Origin of the sequence: Pseudomonas sp. W2Aug9, from assembly GCF_023127755.1 — a bacterium.
Lineage (GTDB): Bacteria > Pseudomonadota > Gammaproteobacteria > Pseudomonadales > Pseudomonadaceae > Aquipseudomonas > Aquipseudomonas synxantha_A.
The window spans coordinates 187,242-205,201 of record NZ_SPKL01000020.1 but is presented as its reverse complement, the minus strand read 5'-3'; the positions used below and the strand labels follow the sequence as shown (position 1 = coordinate 205,201).

Here is a 17,960-nt window from a genome sequence, read left to right as displayed (position 1 = left end):
CTGCTATCGGGAGCAAGCCCCCTCCCACACTGTCCAGCGGTGTTCTGAAGGGGTGGTTACACCCCCTGGCTACGCAACCAGCTCATCAGCTGCGGCAACGGAAACGCTCCGCTCTGGCGCGCCACTTCGCGGCCGTTCTTGAACAGGATCAAACTGGGAATAGAACGAATCCCCAACTGCGCCGACAGCTGCTGATTAGCCTCACTGTCCAGCTTCGCCAGCCGGCACTTGCCTTCAAGCTGCCCGGCGGCCTGCTCGAATACCGGCGCAAACGACTTGCACGGCCCGCACCAGTCGGCCCACACATCCACCAGCAACGGCAAGTCGCCCTTGATCTGGCTGGCGTAGTCGCCTTGTTTCAATTCAAAGGGCCTATTCAACAACACCGGCTGCTTGCAACGCCCGCATTTGGGCGCATCACCCAGGCGTTCGCCGGGGATGCGGTTGAGGCCATTGCAATGAGGGCAGGGGATGACAGGAGATTCGGACATCGGGGGCTCCTTGGGGGTGGCTATGGGTTTCAGGACTTACGACGAACAACTAATCTCCAAATGCTTACCCCAATCCGGCGGCCGTTGCGCGTACTGCTCCATCCCCGCTTGCTCTTCAAACGGCCTGGTTAGCACTTCATGCAGCCGTCGCACTTCGCTGTAGTCGCCTGATTCGGCGGCGGCGATGGCGTTTTGGGCCAGGTAGTTACGCAGGATGTAGAGCGGGTTCACCGCATGCATCCGCTCACGGCGCTGTTCCTGGGTGAAATCCCCGTCCCGCGCAACGCGGGCCTTGTACCGCTCGGCCCAGGTATCAAACCCGGCCAGGTCGACAAAGTCGTCACGTAGCCGCGTCACGGCCAGCGCCGCGGATTCATCGCCCAGGCGTCGGAAGAACAGTGTGTAGTCCACGCCGCTGTTCTGCATCAGCTTGAGCAAGTCTTCCACCAGTTTCTGGTCATCCTCTTCAGCGCTCGTGAGCCCCAGCCGGCGGCGCATCAGGTCCAGGTAGTGGGCCTGGTAGAACGGCAGGTACAGGCCAAGTGCCTCCTTCAAGGCATCAACGCTGATGAACGGCGTAAGCGCCTGGGCCAAGGCGCTGAGGTTCCACTGCCCGATAGGCACCTGGTTGCTGAAGGAGTAGCGCCCTTCATGGTCGGAGTGGTTGCAGATGAAGTGCGCGTCAAAATCATCGAGAAACGCGAAGGGCCCGAAGTCGAAGGTGATGCCCAGAATCGACATGTTGTCGGTGTTCATCACCCCGTGGCAAAAGCCATAGGCCTGCCACTTGGCGATCATTTCGGCATTGCGCTCGACGATTTCGCGGAACATCGCCAGGTACGGCTCAGGCTGCTCGCGGCACTCGGGGTAATGCAGGTTCAGCACGTGTTCGGCCAACTCGGCCTGCTGTTCGGGCTTCTTGGTGTAGTAGAAGTATTCGAAATGCCCGAAGCGGATATGGCTATGGGCCAGGCGCAACACCATGGCGCCACGTTCCTGTTTCTCACGCCAGACCGGGGTGCTGGAGCCGATCACGCATAGAGCGCGGCTGCTGGGGATGCCCAGCGCGTGTAACGCTTCGGAGGCGAGGAATTCGCGAATCGAAGAGCGCAACACCGCACGCCCGTCGCCCATGCGCGAGTAAGGCGTCATCCCCGCGCCCTTGAGGTGCAAATCCCAATGCTCGCCGGCGTCGTTGTAGACCTCGCCCAGCAACAACCCGCGGCCATCGCCCAATTGCGGGGTGTAGCCGCCAAACTGATGCCCCGAATAAACCATCGCTCGTGGTTCGGCTTCGGCCCACAGCTTGTGGCCGCCAAACAGTTCGGCAAACACGGGCGTTTCAGCCACGGCCGGGTCGAGGTCAATCAGGGCCATGGCGGCCTTGCTGGCCACCACCAGGCGCGGTTCGTCCAGGGGCTCTGGCAATACGTGGGTTGAGAACGCGTCGCCCAGGCGTGCGAAGCGGTTGTCGAAGGTCAGTTCGTCGAGGGCTTTCACCGGCCATCTCCAGCAGAATGTCCGAGCATTCTGCTGGGGATAGGGCGTTTAGTCGAGTTTGCTCGGTGGCGGCTCCGGCGCATCCACCACTTTGCCGGCGGGTGGCTCTGGTGCGTCGGGCTTGTCGACGGGCTCGACGATGGTCTTGCGCTCATCCTCGGCCGGCACCAGCTTGTATTCCTGGCCGTGGAGGTTTTTCAGGTAGATCTCCATCTGCCTGAACGAGATGTTGATGTGCTGTTTCTTGAACTCACGGTTGATAAAGCGGTTGACCTCGTCGAGCACCGGGTTGCGGTCGCCGAGGTCGCGCACATGCATGCGCAGCTCGTGGTCCAGGGTGCTTTCGCCGAAGTTGAGGAAGTACACGTGGGGTTCGGGTTCTTTCAGTACCCGCGGGTTTTCCCGTGCGGCTTTCAGTAACAATTCCTTCACCAGGTCCAGGTCCGAGCCGTAGTCCACCCCGAGTTTGAGGGTCACGCGAGTGATGGTGTCGGTCAGCGACCAGTTGATCAGTTGCCCGGTAATAAAGGTCTTGTTCGGGACGATGATGTCCTTGTTGTCGAAGTCGGTGATGGTGGTGGCGCGAATGCGGATCTTGCTCACCGTACCCGACAGGTTGCCGATGGTGATGGTATCGCCAATGCGCACCGGGCGTTCGAACAGGATCATGATACCGGAGATGAAGTTGGCGAAGATCTCCTGCATACCGAAGCCCAGGCCCACCGACAGCGCCGCAACCAGCCATTGCAGCTTGTCCCAGCTCACGCCGAGGGTGGACAGGGTGGTGACAAACCCTACGCCGGCAATGATGTAGGACAGCAAGGTGGTGGTGGCATAGGCGCTGCCTTGGGCCAGGTCCAGCTTGGACAGCACCAGCACTTCCAGCAGGCCGGGCAGGTTGCGCGCCAGGGCGAAGGTGATGCCGATGATGATCGACGCGCCGAGCAGGTCGCCGATACTGATGGGCACCATGCTGATATTGGCACCCGTACCGCTGGTGTATTCGTACAGGGTGACGTTATCCAGGTACGAAAACACCGAGATCAGGTCCGACCACACCCAGTACAGCGCCGCGATAAAGCCGCCGAGCAAGGCCAGGCGGATCAGGCGCATGGACTGTTCGTTGACCTGTTCGATGTCCAGGGTCGGCTCCTCGATCACCGTTTCGCCATCACCGGCTTCCTTGGCGGCCTGGCGTTTGGCCAGGGCGCGGGCATAGGCCAGGCGCCGGGCGGCCACGCCGAGGCCGCGCACGAAGGTGGCTTCGATCACCAGCCAGAACATCAGCAGGTACAGGGTGTTGATCAGCCGGTCGCTGAGTTTCAGGGCGGTGTAGTAGTAGCCAAAGCACACGGCGATGAACAGCGCGATCGGCAGGGCGGTGAACACCAGCCCGATGGCCTTGCGAAACAGCGAGGCCTTTTCATGGGTGGGGCTGTTGAGCAGCAGGCGACTCAGCAGCCACGCCATCAAGCCATAACAGGTGAGCACCACGGCGATGCCCAGCACGTCTTCGGCCAGTGCCGCCGGTTGGTGTTCGGCAATCGCCACCACTGCCACCAGGGCCAGTACCACCAGCCCGAGCTTGCGTATCCAGCCCTGGAGGAACTGGACCTGAGGTTTCTCCCAGCGAAAGTGCAGTTCGGCCACGCCGCCCGGCGCAAGGATGCGGTAGGCGGTGTAGAACACCAGCCACGCCTGGGCGATCTGCAGCAGGGCCGAGCCCAGGTTGGCGTTTTGCCCGCGGGCGTCGATCTGCAAGGCATAGCCGCACAGCGCCAGGCCCAGTGACACCGGCATTGCCAGCAGGATATTGATCAGGATCGCCTGCGGCGTATGCCACTGGCTGTCGCGCTTGAAGTGACCGATGTCCAGGTGGACCTTGTTCAGGCGCTGGTACAACGCCTTGCGTCGCCACAACAGCGCGCCGAGCAACAGCAGCAGCGGCAGGAACAGCAACGGGCGCTGGGTCAGGCCGTCATACAGTTCACTGACACTGGACGCCCAGGGCAGGGTGGCGACTTGCTTGCTCAGGTGCGCCGGCACGGTTTCCAGCCATTCGGTGTCCAGCGGCTTGTTGCTCGGGATCCAGAACATCTGCTCATCAAGCGTCGCGCGCAGTGTAGTGGCGGTGCTCAACAGTTGCTTCTGGTTCAGTTGCAGGGTGATCGATTCGTTCAGTAGCGCACTCAGCTCGCGGCTCAGGCGCTCCAGCAGGTCGCTGCGGGTGATCGCCAGTTCCAGCAAGGTGCGACGCAGTTGCGGCGTGACTTCGTCCGGTGGCTGGTTGGCCAGCAGGTTATCCACATAGGCGCTGGGGGAACTGATCAGCTCACGCTGCTGGTTGACCTCGAACTGGTACAGGCGAATGTTGGCGATATCGTCGGCCAGGTCGCGGTCGACGGTAAGGCGCGGCAGGGCCTGTTTTTGCTTATACAGAATCTTGGAAAGCAGCAGGCTGCCCTTGAGCACGTTGATCTGCTCGTCCAGGGCCGAATCGCTCTGGTTGACCGTGTCCAGTTGCTGCTTGGTCTGCAGGTTCTTCTGGGTCAGGTCATTGAGGCGGTCAGTGCTCTTGAGCAGGTAGTCGGACAGCTTCAGGTTGTCGGCGCTTTCCTTGGCAAGGATGCTGCTGCCCCCGGCTTTCTGGGCTTCGATGGACTGTTGCGTCACCGTCTGCTGGGACTGGGCCAGGCGTTTCTGGTTGATCAGGGTTTGCAGGTCCTGGATTTCCTGCTCCAGGCGCGCGGTTTTTTCCTGGATCAGGTCGTGCTGGCTGTTGCCCAGGTCTTGCAACTGGCTGTTGCCGGCCAACTCCTGGCGGCGCAGGGGGATGAGCGCATTCAGGGCCGCCAGTTCAGCGTTCAGCTGGTTGCGCTGGTCGCCGCTGAGGGCTTTGCCGTTGTCTTTGCCCAGCTTGAGCGTGGCATTGATCTGCTGGATGCGCGTCTGGCTGCTGCTGATTTCGGTTTGGGCGCGCTCGGGGCGGGTCTGGGCGGCGATGGTCAAGCTGTTGGCGTCGGCCAGCTCTTTTTGCAGGTCGCCTTGCTGGGTGCTGCGTTGCACCAGCAATTGCTCAAGCTGCGGCACGGGCAGCGAGGCGTAGCGTTGGGCTACCGGGATGATTTTGGTGGCCTTGAGCCGGGCCAGCTCGCGCTGGTTGTCGGCGGTCTGGCGTGGGGCCTCTTCCAGCTGGCGCTTGAGATCGGCCAGGCGCTGCTCGTAATCCTGCTGGTTCGCCAGGTACGTCAGGGTCTGCTGCAGGATGCCCTGCAACGCCTTCATGTCAGCGTCGGGCAGCTTGCGGTCGGGCAGTTTATCCAGGGTTTGCTGGATGGCGTCGGCGCTGGGCGGGTCGGCAGCGTGAACGGCGCCGACGCAAAGGGTCAGGCCCAGCAGGGCAGTGGCGATAAAAGTGCGCAGGGTTGGCATAGAGACCGGTCTTGCAAGGTGAAGAATCGGGGCGTTGTTGCCCCGCAGTTTAGAGGAAGAGTCCGGGGCCCGGGCGACTTCCTTCGGGGAATCTGACGCCGACTTTGCCAATCTTGTTCCCGTCCATGACCGCGACAGTCCAGATGGTGTTGTTCCATTCCACCTGGTCGCCCACCACCGGTGCACCGCCGACCTTCTGGGTGATGAAGCGACTCAGCGGCATGTCCGGGTCGATACCCTCGAGCTTGAGCCCGTACAAGGCCGAAACCGCGCCCAGCTGGGCGTCGCCTTCGAGCACGAAGTCGCCGAAGAAGCGCAAATCGAGGCCCCGTTGCGGTGCCTGGCTGAACAGTTTGCCCAGGGCCGGCAGGTTGTGTTCGTGGCCGATTACACAGAGCAAATCGTCGACTTCCAACACCGTACTACCCGACGGATGGAGCAGTTGCTGGCCCCGGAACAGTGCAGCGATGCGCGTGCCTTCGGGCATTTTCAGCTCGCGCAGGGCCGCGCCGATGCACCATTTCTCGGCGCCGAGGCGGTAGACGAACAGCTCCCACTCGCTGGTGACGTGTACTTCCAGGGCTGCGCGGGAAATCGGTGCCGGGTCCGGTGGTACGGTGACCTTGAGCAACTTGGCCACCCACGGCAGACTTGTGCCCTGCACCAGCAGCGACACCAGCACGATAAAGAACGCCAGGTTGAAGTACAGCTGCGCATGGGGCAGGCCAGCCATCAGCGGGAACACCGCGAGGATGATCGGCACCGCGCCGCGCAGGCCGACCCAGGCGATAAAGGCCTTTTCGCGACCGTGGAATGCCTTGAACGGCAGCAGGCCAACCATCACCGAAAGAGGCCGCGCAAACAGGATCATCCACAGCGCCAGGCCCAGCGCGGGCAGGGCGATGGGCAGCAGGTCATGGGGCGTGACCAACAGGCCCAGCACCAGGAACATGCCGATCTGCGCCAGCCAGGCCATGCCATCGAGCATATGCAAAATGCCATGGCGGCTGCGCACCGGGCGGTTGCCAATCACCAGGCCGCACAGGTACACGGCCAGGAAGCCGCTGCCGTGCAGGGCGTTGGTCAGGGCGAAAACGAACAGGCCGCCGGCGATTACCAGAATCGGGTACAGGCCGTTGGCTAGGTTGATGCGGTTGACCAGCTGCAGCATCAGCCAGCCGCCGCCCAGGCCCACCAGGCCACCGATGCCGAATTCGCGAATCAGATGAGTCAGCAGGCTCCAGTGCAGGCCGGTCTGGCCGCTGGCGAGCATGTCGATCAGGGTGACGGTAAGGAACACCGCCATCGGGTCGTTGCTGCCGGATTCGATTTCCAGGCTGGCGCTGACCCGTTCGTTGAGGCCCTTGCCGCCCAGCAGCGAGAACACCGCTGCAGCGTCCGTGGAGCCGACGATGGCGCCGATCAGCAAGCCCTGGATGATATTGAGGTCGAACAGCCAGGCCGCCGCCATGCCGGTGAGGCCGGTGGTAATCAACACCCCCACCGTGGCCAGGGACAAGGCCGGCCACAGCGCCACGCGGAAACTCGCCACCCGTGTGCGCAAGCCGCCGTCGAGCAGGATCACGGCCAGGGCGAGGTTGCCCACCAGGTAGGCAGTCGGGTAGTTATCGAAAATGATACCGCCGCCATCGACACCGGCGGTCATGCCCACGGCCAGGATGATCACCAGGATCGGGATGCCCAGGCGGGACGAAAGGGAACTCACCAGAATGCTCGCACTTACCAGCAACGCGCCGATCAAGAACAGGCTGTTGATGGTCGTCGCATTCAAAGGCAGTACTCCAGAGCAGGGAAGGCGGGGCGCAAACTGACCATGCAGTCTGCGTGCCAGCGATTCTAACCTGTTGAATTGCTGCGCTGTCAAAAAGCTTTTTCTGAATTTTTGCAGAAGCAAATGTGGGAGGGGGCTTGCCCCCGATAGCGGTGGGTCAGCCACAGATAAGTTGACTGATATACCGCAATCGGGAGCAAGCCCCCTCCCACATTTTCAAGTGCCGTCAGTTAGAGACGGAAGCGGCCTACCATCCCATTCAGATCCACTGCCAGGCGCGACAATTCGCTGCTCGCGGCGCTGGTCTGGCTGGCGCCCGTAGCGGATTGCACCGACAGGTCGCGAATATTCACCAGATTACGGTCCACTTCCCGCGCCACCTGGGCCTGTTCTTCCGCCGCGCTGGCGATCACCAGGTTGCGCTCGTTGATCTCGACAATTGCGGTGTTGATGGTGTCCAGCGACATGCCCGCGCCCTTGGCGATGTTCAGCGTCGACTCGGCCCGCTCGGTGCTGTTTCGCATCGAATCCACTGCGTGCTCAGTACCCGTCTGGATACTGCCGATCATGCGCTCGATCTCGCTGGTGGATTGTTGCGTGCGATGGGCCAGCGCTCGCACCTCGTCGGCCACTACGGCGAAACCACGTCCGGCTTCCCCGGCGCGTGCGGCTTCAATCGCCGCGTTCAGGGCCAGCAGGTTGGTCTGGTCGGCCAGGCCGCGAATCACGTCCAGCACTTTGCCGATATCCCGCGATTCATTGGCCAGGTCGCCAATCAGGGAGGCGGTGGCCTGCACGTCAGCGCTCATGCGTTCGATGGCGCTGACGGTTTCCTGCACCAGGTCCCGACCATCACCGGCAGAGGTGGTGGCGTTGCGCGAAGCTTCGGAAGTGCTCACGGCGTTGCGTGCGACTTCTTCAACGGCGCTGGTCATCTCGTTGACGGCGGTGGCGGCTTGTTCGATTTCGTTGTTTTGCTGGGTCAGGCCACGGGCGCTTTCGTCGGTGACGGCGTTCAGCTCTTCGGCGGCAGACGCCAACTGAGTGGCGGAGCCGGCGATGCGTTGCAGGGTATCGCGCAGTTTGTTTTGCATCTTGGCCATGGCGGCGAGCAGGCGGCCGGCTTCGTCGTTGCCGTCTACGGTGATCGGGCGCGTCAGGTTACCTTCGGCCACTTCTTCGGCGGCTTCAAGGGCTCGGGCGATGGGCAGGGTGATGCTGCGGGTCAGCAACCAGGCGAACAACACGGTCAGCGCCGTGGCAACCACCAGCAGGCCCACCACCAGGTCGAAGGCCATGTCGTATTGGTCTTTGGCTTGCTGGTTGGTGGCGTTGGCGTCGTCGTTATTGATATCCAGCAAGCGGGTCAATACGGCGTTGACTTGCTCGGAGTTGCTCAGCAACTCGGTGTTCAGCAAGTTGCGCAGCTCGTCGACCTGATTGGCGCGTGACAGGCTCTTCATGCGCTCTTCAATCTGGTGGTACTGGCCCAGCAGGCGCACGTATTCGTCGTAGGCGTTGCGCTCTTGAGTGCTGGTGATCAATTTTTCGTAGATGCCCTGGGCCGTGCGAATCTGCTGATTGCGCAACTCGAAGGCTTCCAAAGTCTTTTGCTGTACATCCGGCTCGCGGTTGGTCAGCAAGCGATACGACAGCACGCGCAGGCGCAGGGTCAGTTGGGTGAATTCGTCGAGGGCACGAATGCTTGGCACGCTGGCTGAGGTGATGTCTTCGGTGGCTGCGCGAATCTTGCTCATCTGGTTCAGGGCGAACACACCCAGCAACAACATCAGGGCGCCAATAAACGCGAAGCCGAGGAAGGCCCTCGGGGCGATATTCATATTACGAAGAGACATGCTGGAATCCTGGGGGGAAGCGCGATCCGTGCGGCCATGAGACGAGGTGTGCCTGCGTTATCGGCCCTGCGACTAAAGTCTTAAGGGGCTGCGCGCTTTTGTCGCATCTGACGAAGGGTTGGGGGCATTGGAGGAACCAGATCGGGTAATTGCAGTCACTAAGGCTCGAAAGTGCTGCCCGGCCCCGATAAATCGGGCTGCACGCCGGGGATATCCCTGGCATCCGAGGTGAATTTTCTTTATCGTCACCGCCCTTTTAAAAGCCCGGGAAATCAAAATGTTAGAAGCATCTCTCAGCCAATTGGAACAACTGGTCAGCGACCTGGTACAGCAGAATCAAGAGCTGCTGGGCAGCAACGAATCCCTCAAGGCCGAACTGGCTCGCGCCAAGGATGAAAACGACAGCCTGCAACTGAACCTGATGGAGCAGGAAGAAAAGCACGGCGCCACCGCCGCACGCATCCAGGCACTGGTTGAGCGTGTGAGTGCAGGGCCTGTCAGCGCATGAATGAGGGGATAAAGGTCGTTTCGATTCTCGGAGAGGATTACTCGATCAAGGCACCGGCCGGCGAAGATCAGACCCTGATGCATGCCGTGACTATGCTGAAGGCTTCCCTGGCGGTTACCAAGAAAAAGTACCCGACGCTGATCGGTGATAAATTATTGGTACTGGCCGCGCTGAACCTGTGCGCCGAGCAGATCGAAATGCAACAGGCTCACCAGCAGGAACTCGACCGTTACCAAGAGCAAGTCAGCGCCACGGTCGAGGTGATTTCCAAGGCGATCCAGCCTTAGAACCACTCATCCTGCATCCCCAGGCACGTATCGTCGCGTGCCTCCAGAATTGCCAGTTCGTGATGGCAGCTCGGTACTTCCCAAGTCAGGAAGTACCGGGCGGCCTGGAGCTTGCCCTTGTAGAAGGCCGCATCGGCCGCTTCACCCTTGGCCAGCCCTTCTTCAGCGCGGATCGCCTGTTCCAGCCAGCGCCAGCCGATCACCGTATGCCCGAATACTTTCAAGTACAGCGCCGAGTTCGCCAGGCTGCTGTTGACCTTGCCCTGGGCGAGATCGGTCAGCAGGCCAATCGTGACGCCTTGCAGTCGATTGACCAGTTGCTCCAGCGGCTCTCGCAGTGCCGTAAGTGACGGGTACTTCTGCGCACGGGCCCCGGTCTCGGCGATCAGGCGAATCAATTGCTTCAAGCCGGCGCCGCCGTTCTGCGCCAATTTGCGCCCAAGCAAGTCCAGGGACTGGATGCCGTGGGTGCCTTCATGGATCGGGTTCAAGCGGTTGTCGCGGTAGTACTGCTCCACCGGGTATTCGCGGGTGTAGCCGTGGCCGCCGAGAATCTGGATCGCCAGTTCGTTGGCCTTGAGGCAAAACTCCGACGGCCAGGATTTGACGATGGGGGTGAGCAGGTCCAGCAGTTCGTGGGCGTGCTTGCGCTCAGTGTCGGTTGCCAGGGTGGTGGTGTCGTCAAACAGTCGGGCTGCGTAGAGGCCCAGGTCAAAGGCGCCTTCCACATAGGCTTTCTGGGTCAGCAACATGCGCTTGATGTCGGCGTGCTGAATGATCGCCACTGGTGCGGTGCCTGGGTCTTTGCTATCGGGCAGGCGACCCTGGGGCCGTTCGCGGGCGTAGTCCAGCGAGTAGAGGTAGCCGGCGTAACCAAGCATCACCGCGCCCATGCCCACGCCAATGCGTGCTTCATTCATCATCTGGAACATGCAGCTCAGGCCCTGGTGCGGTTTGCCCACCAAGTAGCCGACGCAGTTGCCGTTATCGCCGAAGTTGAGCGCCGTGGACGTGGTACCGCGCCAGCCCATCTTGTGAAACAGCCCGGCTAGCAATACATCGTTGCGTTCGCCCAGGCTGCCGTTATCGTTGACCAGGAACTTGGGCACGATAAACAGCGAAATACCCTTCACGCCCGCGGGTGCGTCCGGCAATTTGGCCAGCACCATATGCACGATGTTTTCCGACAGCGAGTGGTCGCCACCGGAGATGAAGATCTTGTTGCCTTTGAGGCGATAACTGCCGTCAGCCGCCGGTTCTGCGCGGGTACGAATATCTGACAGCGAGGAGCCGGCATGGGGCTCGGTCAGGGCCATGGTGCCAAAGAAGCGCCCTTCGATCATCGGTTGCAGGAAGCGCTGTTTCTGCTCCTCGGTGCCGAAGCTTTCGATCAGGTTGGCGGCGCCCATGGTCAGGAACGGGTAGGAGGTCGATGCGGTGTTGGCCGCTTGAAAGTGGGCGAAGCAGGCTTGGGACAGCAAGGTCGGCAGTTGCATGCCGCCTGCTTCGAAACTGCGGGCTGCGTTGAGGAAACCGGCCTCCAGGAAGGCGTCTACGGCGGGTTTGACTTCCGGGATCAGGATCGCTTGGCCGTTCTCATAACGCGGTTCGTTTTCGTCGTTCTTGCGGTTGTGGGGGGCGAAGTACTTTTCGGCGATGCTGCGCGCCGTGCTGATCGCAGCGTCGAAGGTTTCGCGGTTGTGTTCGGCAAACCGCTCACGCTGGGTCAGGCCCTCGGCATCGAGGACTTCGTACAGCTCGAAAGCCAGATTGCGGGAACTGAGCAGCGTCTCGGACATGGCGGACTACCTTTGAAGGAATTGGCCTGAGTCTAAGCGCGTGAATAGAGGCTGGATAGCAAGATTGATCTGGGTGATGGAAGGGCAAAACGCAGGCAGGGAATTGAAATGCAGTCAATGTGGGAGGGGGCTTGCTCCCGATAGCAGTGTGTCAGTGTCCAATGTGCTGACTGACACTCCGCTATCGGGAGCAAGCCCCCTCCCACAGGTTTTAACCGATAGTCATCAGGCTGGCGTTACCGCCTGCCGCTGCGGTGTTGACGCTCAACGCCCGCTCGATCACCAATCGCTCCAAGGCAATGGCCGTCTCACCCTGAGACATACCATGCACCCCAACAATCGCCCCACCGCGCTGCGCCACTTGCTGGCACACCGCACGCAGTTGGTCGGAATCACCGTGGTGCAGGACGGCGTCGAACACTACGTCGTCCTTGGTCCAGTCGGCCACGCGCTTGATCTTCGCCTGAATGTCTCGCGGCAGGCGTGGGAACAGGGCCTTGGTCAGCTCGGTTTCCGGCCATACCGCCGAACCGCCGACGGCCAGCACTGCCGCCAGTTGGGTCAGCAGATCACCTTCCACTTCAGCCAGGCACAGCACGTGTTCACGCGGCAGGATTGCGTAGCTGTTGCGCTCACCGGTCGGGCCGGCCAGTTGCCGTGTGACACCGCTTTGCGACTGCGCCGCGAATTGCGTGCACAGCGCGCTCAGCTCACTGAACTTATGGCTGTCGGCCCAGGTTTTCAGGGCGGTCAGCGGTTGGCTCATGGCGTCGCGCAGGCGTACGTCGGGTGCAGTCAATGCGTCGCCACGTACGAAGGATTGCTCGATCGCGTCGGTAGGACGAGTCGACAGCAGGCGGTACAGATACAACGGGCCGCCGGCTTTCGGGCCAGTGCCCGACAGGCCTTCGCCGCCGAACGGCTGCACGCCGACCACGGCACCCACGATGTTGCGGTTGACGTAGACGTTACCGGCGTTGACGTTGTCGATCACCTTGGCGATGGTCTCGTCGATGCGGGTATGCACGCCCAGGGTCAGACCGTAGCCCGACGCATTGATCTGGCCGATCAACTGGTCGATCTCTTTACGCTTGTAGCGCACCACGTGCAGCACCGGGCCGAAGATCTCGCGTTGCAGCTCGTCGAAGCTTTCCAGCTCGATCAGGGTTGGCATCACAAAGGTGCCGCGCTTTATCTCTTCGCCATCGGCAATTGCAACCTGATAAACGTTGCGGCCTTTGTCGCGCATGGCCTGGATGTGTTTCTCGATGCCGGCCTTGGCTTCGGCGTCGATCACTGGGCCGATATCCACCGACAGGCGCTCCGGGTTGCCCAGACGGCATTCAGCCATGGCGCCCTTGAGCATTTCGATGACGCGGTCTGCCGAATCTTCCTGCAGGCACAGTACACGCAAGGCCGAGCAACGTTGGCCGGCGCTGTCAAAAGCCGACGACACCACGTCGATCACCACCTGTTCGGTGAGCGCCGACGAATCAACGATCATCGCGTTCTGGCCACCGGTTTCGGCGATCAGCGGGATCGGGCGACCCTGGGCATCCAGGCGCCCTGCGACATTGCGTTGCAACAAGCGAGCAACTTCGGTGGAACCGGTGAACATCACGCCTTTGACGCGATCATCACCCACCAGGCGGGCGCCGACGCTTTCGCCTTGGCCCGGTAGCAGCTGCAGCACGCCCTCGGGAATGCCGGCTTCGAGCAGGATGCGCACGGCTTGGGCGGCGACCAGCGGGGTTTGTTCGGCAGGCTTGGCCAGTACCGGGTTACCGGCGGCCAATGCCGCAGCCACCTGGCCGCTGAAGATGGCGAGCGGGAAGTTCCACGGGCTGATGCAGACCACCGGGCCCAGTGGGCGATGGGCATCGTTGGTGAAGTCGTTGCGCGCCTGCACCGCGTAGTAACGCAGGAAGTCCACGGCTTCACGCACTTCGGCGATGGCGTTGGCGAAGGTCTTGCCGGCTTCACGGGCCAGCAGGCCCATCAGCGGCTGGATCTCGCCTTCCATCAGGTCGGCGGCACGCTCCAGAATCGCGGCGCGTTCGGCGGGCGGGGTGGCCTGCCAGATCGGCGCGGCGCTGATCGCGCACTGGATCGCGTTGTCGACGTCTTCGACGGTAGCTTCCTGTACGTGGCCGACCACATCCCGCAGGTCGGACGGGTTCAGCACCGGTTGGGCCGCTTCCTGGCTGGAGGCGCAACCGAGCATCGGCGCGGCTTTCCAGTTGTTGTGCGCGGTAGCCAGCAGGGCGCAGGACAGCGACGCCAGACGGTGTTCGTTGGCCAGGTCGATACCGGCCGAGTTGGCGCGGTCGCTGCCATACAGGTCACGCGGCAGCGGAATACGTGGGTGCGGCAAGCCGAAGCCACCTTCCAGCGTAGCCATCTGCTCGATGCTGGCCACTGGATCGGCCACCAGCTCCTGAATCGAGATCGATTGGTCGGCGATGCGGTTGACGAACGAGGTGTTGGCGCCGTTTTCCAACAGGCGGCGTACCAGGTAGGCCAGCAGTGTTTCGTGGGTACCGACCGGCGCGTACACACGGCACGGACGGTTCAGCTTGCCCTCGGATACTTTGCCCACCACTTGTTCGTACAGCGGTTCACCCATGCCGTGCAGGCATTGGAACTCGTACTGGCCGGGGTAATAGTTCTGACCGGCGATATGGTAGATGGCCGACAAGGTGTGGGCGTTGTGCGTGGCGAACTGCGGGTAGATGGCTTCCGGCACCGACAGCAGTTTGCGTGCGCAGGCAATGTAGGAAACGTCGGTGTACACCTTGCGGGTGTACACCGGGTAGCCTTCCAGGCCCTCGACCTGGGCGCGTTTGATTTCGCTGTCCCAGTACGCGCCTTTTACCAGGCGGATCATCAGACGATGGCGGCTGCGGCGGGCCAGGTCGATGACGTAGTCGATCACATACGGGCAACGCTTCTGGTAAGCCTGGATCACAAAACCGATACCGTTCCAGCCGGTCAGTTGCGGCTCGAAGCACAGACGCTCCAGCAGGTCCAGGGACAGTTCCAGGCGGTCGGCTTCTTCGGCGTCGATGTTCAGGCCGATGTCGTATTGCTTGGCCAGCAAGGTCAGCGACAGCAGGCGCGGGTACAGTTCGTCCATCACGCGCTCGTACTGCGCACGGCTATAGCGCGGGTGCAGGGCGGAGAGCTTGATGGAGATGCCAGGGCCCTCATAGATCCCACGGCCATGGGAGGCTTTGCCGATGGAGTGAATGGCTTGTTCATACGAAGCCAGGTACTTCTGGGCATCGTGTTCGGTGAGGGCGGCTTCACCGAGCATGTCGTAGGAGTAGCGGAAGCCCTTGGCTTCGAACTTGCTCGCATTGGCCAGGGCTTCGGCGATGGTTTCGCCGGTGACGAACTGTTCGCCCATCAGGCGCATGGCCATGTCGACGCCCTTGCGGATCATCGGCTCGCCGCTTTTGCCGATGATGCGGCTCAGGGAGGAGGTCAGGCCCGCTTCGTTGTGGGTGGCGACCAGTTTGCCGGTCAGCAACAGGCCCCAGGTGGCGGCGTTAACGAACAGCGACGGGCTGTTGCCCAGGTGCGGCTGCCAGTTGCCGGTGCTGATCTTGTCGCGGATCAGCGCGTCACGGGTGCCTTTGTCCGGGATGCGCAGCAGCGCTTCGGCCAGGCACATCAGCGCCACGCCTTCCTGGGACGACAGGGAGAATTCCTGCAGCAGGCCCTGGACGATACCGGCACGGCCGCCGGCGCTCTTCTGGTTACGCAGTTTCTCGGCAATGGTGGCAGCCAGCTTGTTGGTGGCTTCGGCCATGTCTGCCGGCAGGCGTGCCTGCTCGATCAGCATCGGTACCACTTCCGGTTCCGGGCGACGGTAAGCGGCGGTGATCGATGCGCGCAGTACCGATTGCGGCAGGATGCTTTCAGCGAACTCAAGGAAGCACTGGTGGGCGTGGTCAGCCTGGATCTCGCCCGCGTCTTCGGCGTCCTTGCTGCTCAAGCCATTGAGCTCGGACAGGGTTGCACCACCCTCGAGTTTCTCCAGGTAATTGAAAATTGCCTGCTTGATCAGCCAGTGCGGCGTGCGATCAATGGAGGTCGCGGCGGCTTTCAGGCGCTCGCGGGTTGGGTCGTCGAGTTTGACCCCAAGGGTGGTCGTTGCCATTTTCTTATCCTCATGGGTGCCACTACCGAGTGGCATCTGCTGGCGGCAAGATTAGCTTTGCCCATGCAGAGGTGCAACCGGGTGCAACCCTTTTGTTTAGGAAATTTTCGACGGTTGATCGGAAAAAAATTGGCCTTCGACAAAATCCGCTCGGCATTGGTGCGTTTGCTTCTGAGATCGGCTGTTCTTGCTCCGAAAAGGAGCAAAAACACGGCGTTTGTCCTAAATCACACCTGGGTGCAACTTATTCGCAAGAAACTGGTTGCACCTTATTTGCTTTGTTGAATAGCATTCGCGCACCAAGGTGCAACCACCTCTAAGGTTTGGTTCATCGGCTGGCGGCTTTCCTGGGGAAACGCCAGTCATAAATGCGCGGCTAGCAGGCTCGTCTACTCGGTTATCCACCAGTGGCGATCTGACAGACCGTCGCTACATAAAAACAAAGCCAGGGCGTCACTCATATGAGCGTTAGCAATCCAACCCTGATCACGTTCGTGATCTACATCGCAGCAATGGTGCTGATCGGCTTGATGGCCTATCGCTCCACCAACAACCTTTCCGATTACATCCTCGGCGGTCGCAGCCTCGGTAGCGTGGTGACAGCCTTGTCGGCCGGTGCTTCCGACATGAGCGGCTGGTTGTTGATGGGCCTGCCGGGCGCCATCTACATGTCCGGCCTGTCGGAAAGCTGGATTGCCATCGGCCTGATCGCCGGTGCTTACCTCAACTGGTTGTTCGTGGCTGGCCGCCTGCGGGTGCAGACCGAACACAACGGCGACGCCCTGACCCTGCCGGATTACTTCTCCAGCCGCTTCGAAGATAAAAGCGGCCTGCTGCGGATCATCTCGGCAGTGGTGATCCTGGTGTTCTTCACCATCTATTGCGCCTCCGGCATTGTCGCCGGTGCCCGCCTGTTCGAAAGCACCTTCGGCATGTCCTACGAGACCGCGCTGTGGGCCGGTGCTGCGGCAACGATTGCCTACACCTTTATCGGTGGTTTCCTGGCGGTCAGCTGGACCGACACCGTACAAGCCACGCTGATGATCTTCGCGCTGATCCTGACGCCGATCATCGTGCTGCTGGCCACCGGCGGTGTGGACACCACGTTCCTGGCCATCGAAGCCAAAGACCCGACCAACTTCGACATGCTGAAAAACACCACCTTCATCGGCATCATCTCGCTGATGGGCTGGGGCCTGGGCTACTTCGGCCAGCCGCACATCCTGGCGCGTTTCATGGCGGCCGACTCGGTGAAGTCGATTGCCAACGCACGTCGCATCTCCATGACCTGGATGATCCTGTGCCTGGGCGGCACCGTGGCGGTGGGCTTCTTCGGTATCGCTTACTTCTCGGCGCATCCGGAAGTGGCTGGCCCGGTCACTGAAAACCCTGAGCGAGTGTTTATCGAACTGGCCAAAATCCTGTTCAACCCATGGGTTGCCGGTGTATTGCTGTCGGCGATCCTCGCGGCGGTGATGAGTACCTTGAGCTGCCAGTTGCTGGTGTGCTCCAGCGCCCTGACCGAAGACTTCTACAAGGCGTTCCTGCGTAAAGGCGCTTCCCAGCTTGAGCTGGTTTGGGTCGGTCGGATCATGGTGCTGGTAGTGGCCTTGATCGCCATCGCCATGGCCGCCAACCCGGAAAACCGCGTGCTGGGCCTGGTCAGCTACGCCTGGGCCGGTTTCGGCGCTGCGTTCGGCCCTGTGGTGCTGATCTCGGTGATCTGGAAAAACATGACCCGCAACGGCGCACTGGCCGGCATCCTGGTCGGCGCGATCACCGTGATCGTGTGGAAGCACTTTGAACTGCTGGGTCTGTACGAAATCATCCCAGGCTTCATCTTCGCCAGTCTGGCGATCTACTTCGTGAGCAAGATGGGCGCACCGACGGTTGGTATGGTCGAGCGTTTTGATGCTGCCGAAAAAGACTACAACCTCAACAAATAACTGCGCCGGGCGTTGAGCGCCTGTCCAGTTGAAACAAAAACGGCCCGCGTCCTTTGGATGGCGGGCCGTTTTTGTTTCGGCCAGTTCGCCTGGTTGCCTTCGAGGGTGGCTGGATGAAGGCACAGGTAGGACCTTACTGATTTGGCTGCGTTACGCCCGGCCCGGCAAAAAGCTGGTGCAGAAT

At 61.4% G+C, this 17,960-nt stretch carries 10 protein-coding genes; 3 read left to right on the top strand and 7 right to left on the bottom strand.

Annotated features, from left to right (window positions below; translation table 11 throughout):
• Positions 1–56 precede the first annotated feature (56 nt).
• The 5 genes from trxC to E3O56_RS14535 all read right to left on the bottom strand — a co-directional run bounded on the left by trxC (position 57) and on the right by E3O56_RS14535 (position 9,071).
• Positions 57–491 carry a thioredoxin TrxC gene (gene trxC / locus E3O56_RS14555; RefSeq protein ID WP_248128459.1) on the bottom strand — a complete coding sequence of 145 codons (435 nt, stop codon included), beginning with the start codon at positions 489–491 and terminating at the stop codon, positions 57–59.
• Positions 492–527: 36 nt separating this feature from the next.
• Positions 528–1,991: a protein adenylyltransferase SelO gene (selO, locus tag E3O56_RS14550; protein WP_248128458.1), complete on the bottom strand. Its 1,464-nt coding sequence runs from the start codon at positions 1,989–1,991 to the stop codon at positions 528–530.
• 48 nt (positions 1,992–2,039) lie between these two features.
• Entirely contained in the window at positions 2,040–5,423 is a 3,384-nt protein-coding gene (mscK, locus tag E3O56_RS14545; protein WP_078820112.1) for a mechanosensitive channel MscK, read from the bottom strand.
• A gap of 49 nt (positions 5,424–5,472) precedes the next feature.
• Complete coding sequence (locus E3O56_RS14540) at positions 5,473–7,215, bottom strand: potassium/proton antiporter (RefSeq protein ID WP_005784108.1); 1,743 nt, start codon at positions 7,213–7,215, stop codon at positions 5,473–5,475.
• 230 nt (positions 7,216–7,445) lie between these two features.
• Positions 7,446–9,071, bottom strand: coding sequence for a methyl-accepting chemotaxis protein (locus tag E3O56_RS14535; RefSeq protein ID WP_078820113.1), 1,626 nt, complete (start codon positions 9,069–9,071; stop codon positions 7,446–7,448).
• 277 nt (positions 9,072–9,348) lie between these two features.
• Between E3O56_RS14535 and E3O56_RS14530 the strand changes: the two genes are divergently transcribed.
• Together E3O56_RS14530 and E3O56_RS14525 are read left to right on the top strand one after the other, a co-directional pair.
• Positions 9,349–9,579, top strand: a complete 231-nt coding sequence (locus tag E3O56_RS14530) for a hypothetical protein (RefSeq protein ID WP_003187970.1) — start codon at positions 9,349–9,351, stop codon at positions 9,577–9,579.
• Entirely contained in the window at positions 9,576–9,866 is a 291-nt protein-coding gene (locus E3O56_RS14525) for a cell division protein ZapA (RefSeq protein WP_005784113.1), read from the top strand. Before E3O56_RS14530 ends, E3O56_RS14525 begins: the two co-directional genes overlap by 4 nt.
• Here the strand turns inward: E3O56_RS14525 and E3O56_RS14520 are convergent.
• Together E3O56_RS14520 and putA are read right to left on the bottom strand one after the other, a co-directional pair.
• Positions 9,863–11,665: an acyl-CoA dehydrogenase gene (locus E3O56_RS14520; RefSeq protein WP_248128457.1), complete on the bottom strand. Its 1,803-nt coding sequence runs from the start codon at positions 11,663–11,665 to the stop codon at positions 9,863–9,865. The genes E3O56_RS14525 and E3O56_RS14520 overlap by 4 nt on opposite strands.
• Positions 11,666–11,876: 211 nt before the next feature.
• Entirely contained in the window at positions 11,877–15,830 is a 3,954-nt protein-coding gene (gene putA, locus E3O56_RS14515) for a trifunctional transcriptional regulator/proline dehydrogenase/L-glutamate gamma-semialdehyde dehydrogenase (protein ID WP_032878273.1), read from the bottom strand.
• A gap of 461 nt (positions 15,831–16,291) precedes the next feature.
• Here putA and putP point away from each other — a divergent pair, with 461 nt between their 5' ends.
• Positions 16,292–17,776, top strand: a complete 1,485-nt coding sequence (putP, locus tag E3O56_RS14510) for a sodium/proline symporter PutP (protein WP_005784119.1) — start codon at positions 16,292–16,294, stop codon at positions 17,774–17,776.
• Positions 17,777–17,960: the final 184 nt, after the last annotated feature.

Bases quoted from the DNA above. Each gene is read 5' to 3' on its own strand.
- trxC (WP_248128459.1), bottom strand. From the start codon at position 491: ATGTCCGAATCTCCTGTCATCCCCTGCCCTCATTGCAATGGCCTCAAC.
- putA (WP_032878273.1), bottom strand. From the start codon at position 15,830: ATGGCAACGACCACCCTTGGGGTCAAACTCGACGACCCAACCCGCGAG.
- E3O56_RS14530 (WP_003187970.1), top strand. From the start codon at position 9,349: ATGTTAGAAGCATCTCTCAGCCAATTGGAACAACTGGTCAGCGACCTG.
- E3O56_RS14525 (WP_005784113.1), top strand. From the start codon at position 9,576: ATGAATGAGGGGATAAAGGTCGTTTCGATTCTCGGAGAGGATTACTCG.
- E3O56_RS14520 (WP_248128457.1), bottom strand. From the start codon at position 11,665: ATGTCCGAGACGCTGCTCAGTTCCCGCAATCTGGCTTTCGAGCTGTAC.
- mscK (WP_078820112.1), bottom strand. From the start codon at position 5,423: ATGCCAACCCTGCGCACTTTTATCGCCACTGCCCTGCTGGGCCTGACC.
- E3O56_RS14535 (WP_078820113.1), bottom strand. From the start codon at position 9,071: ATGTCTCTTCGTAATATGAATATCGCCCCGAGGGCCTTCCTCGGCTTC.
- putP (WP_005784119.1), top strand. From the start codon at position 16,292: ATGAGCGTTAGCAATCCAACCCTGATCACGTTCGTGATCTACATCGCA.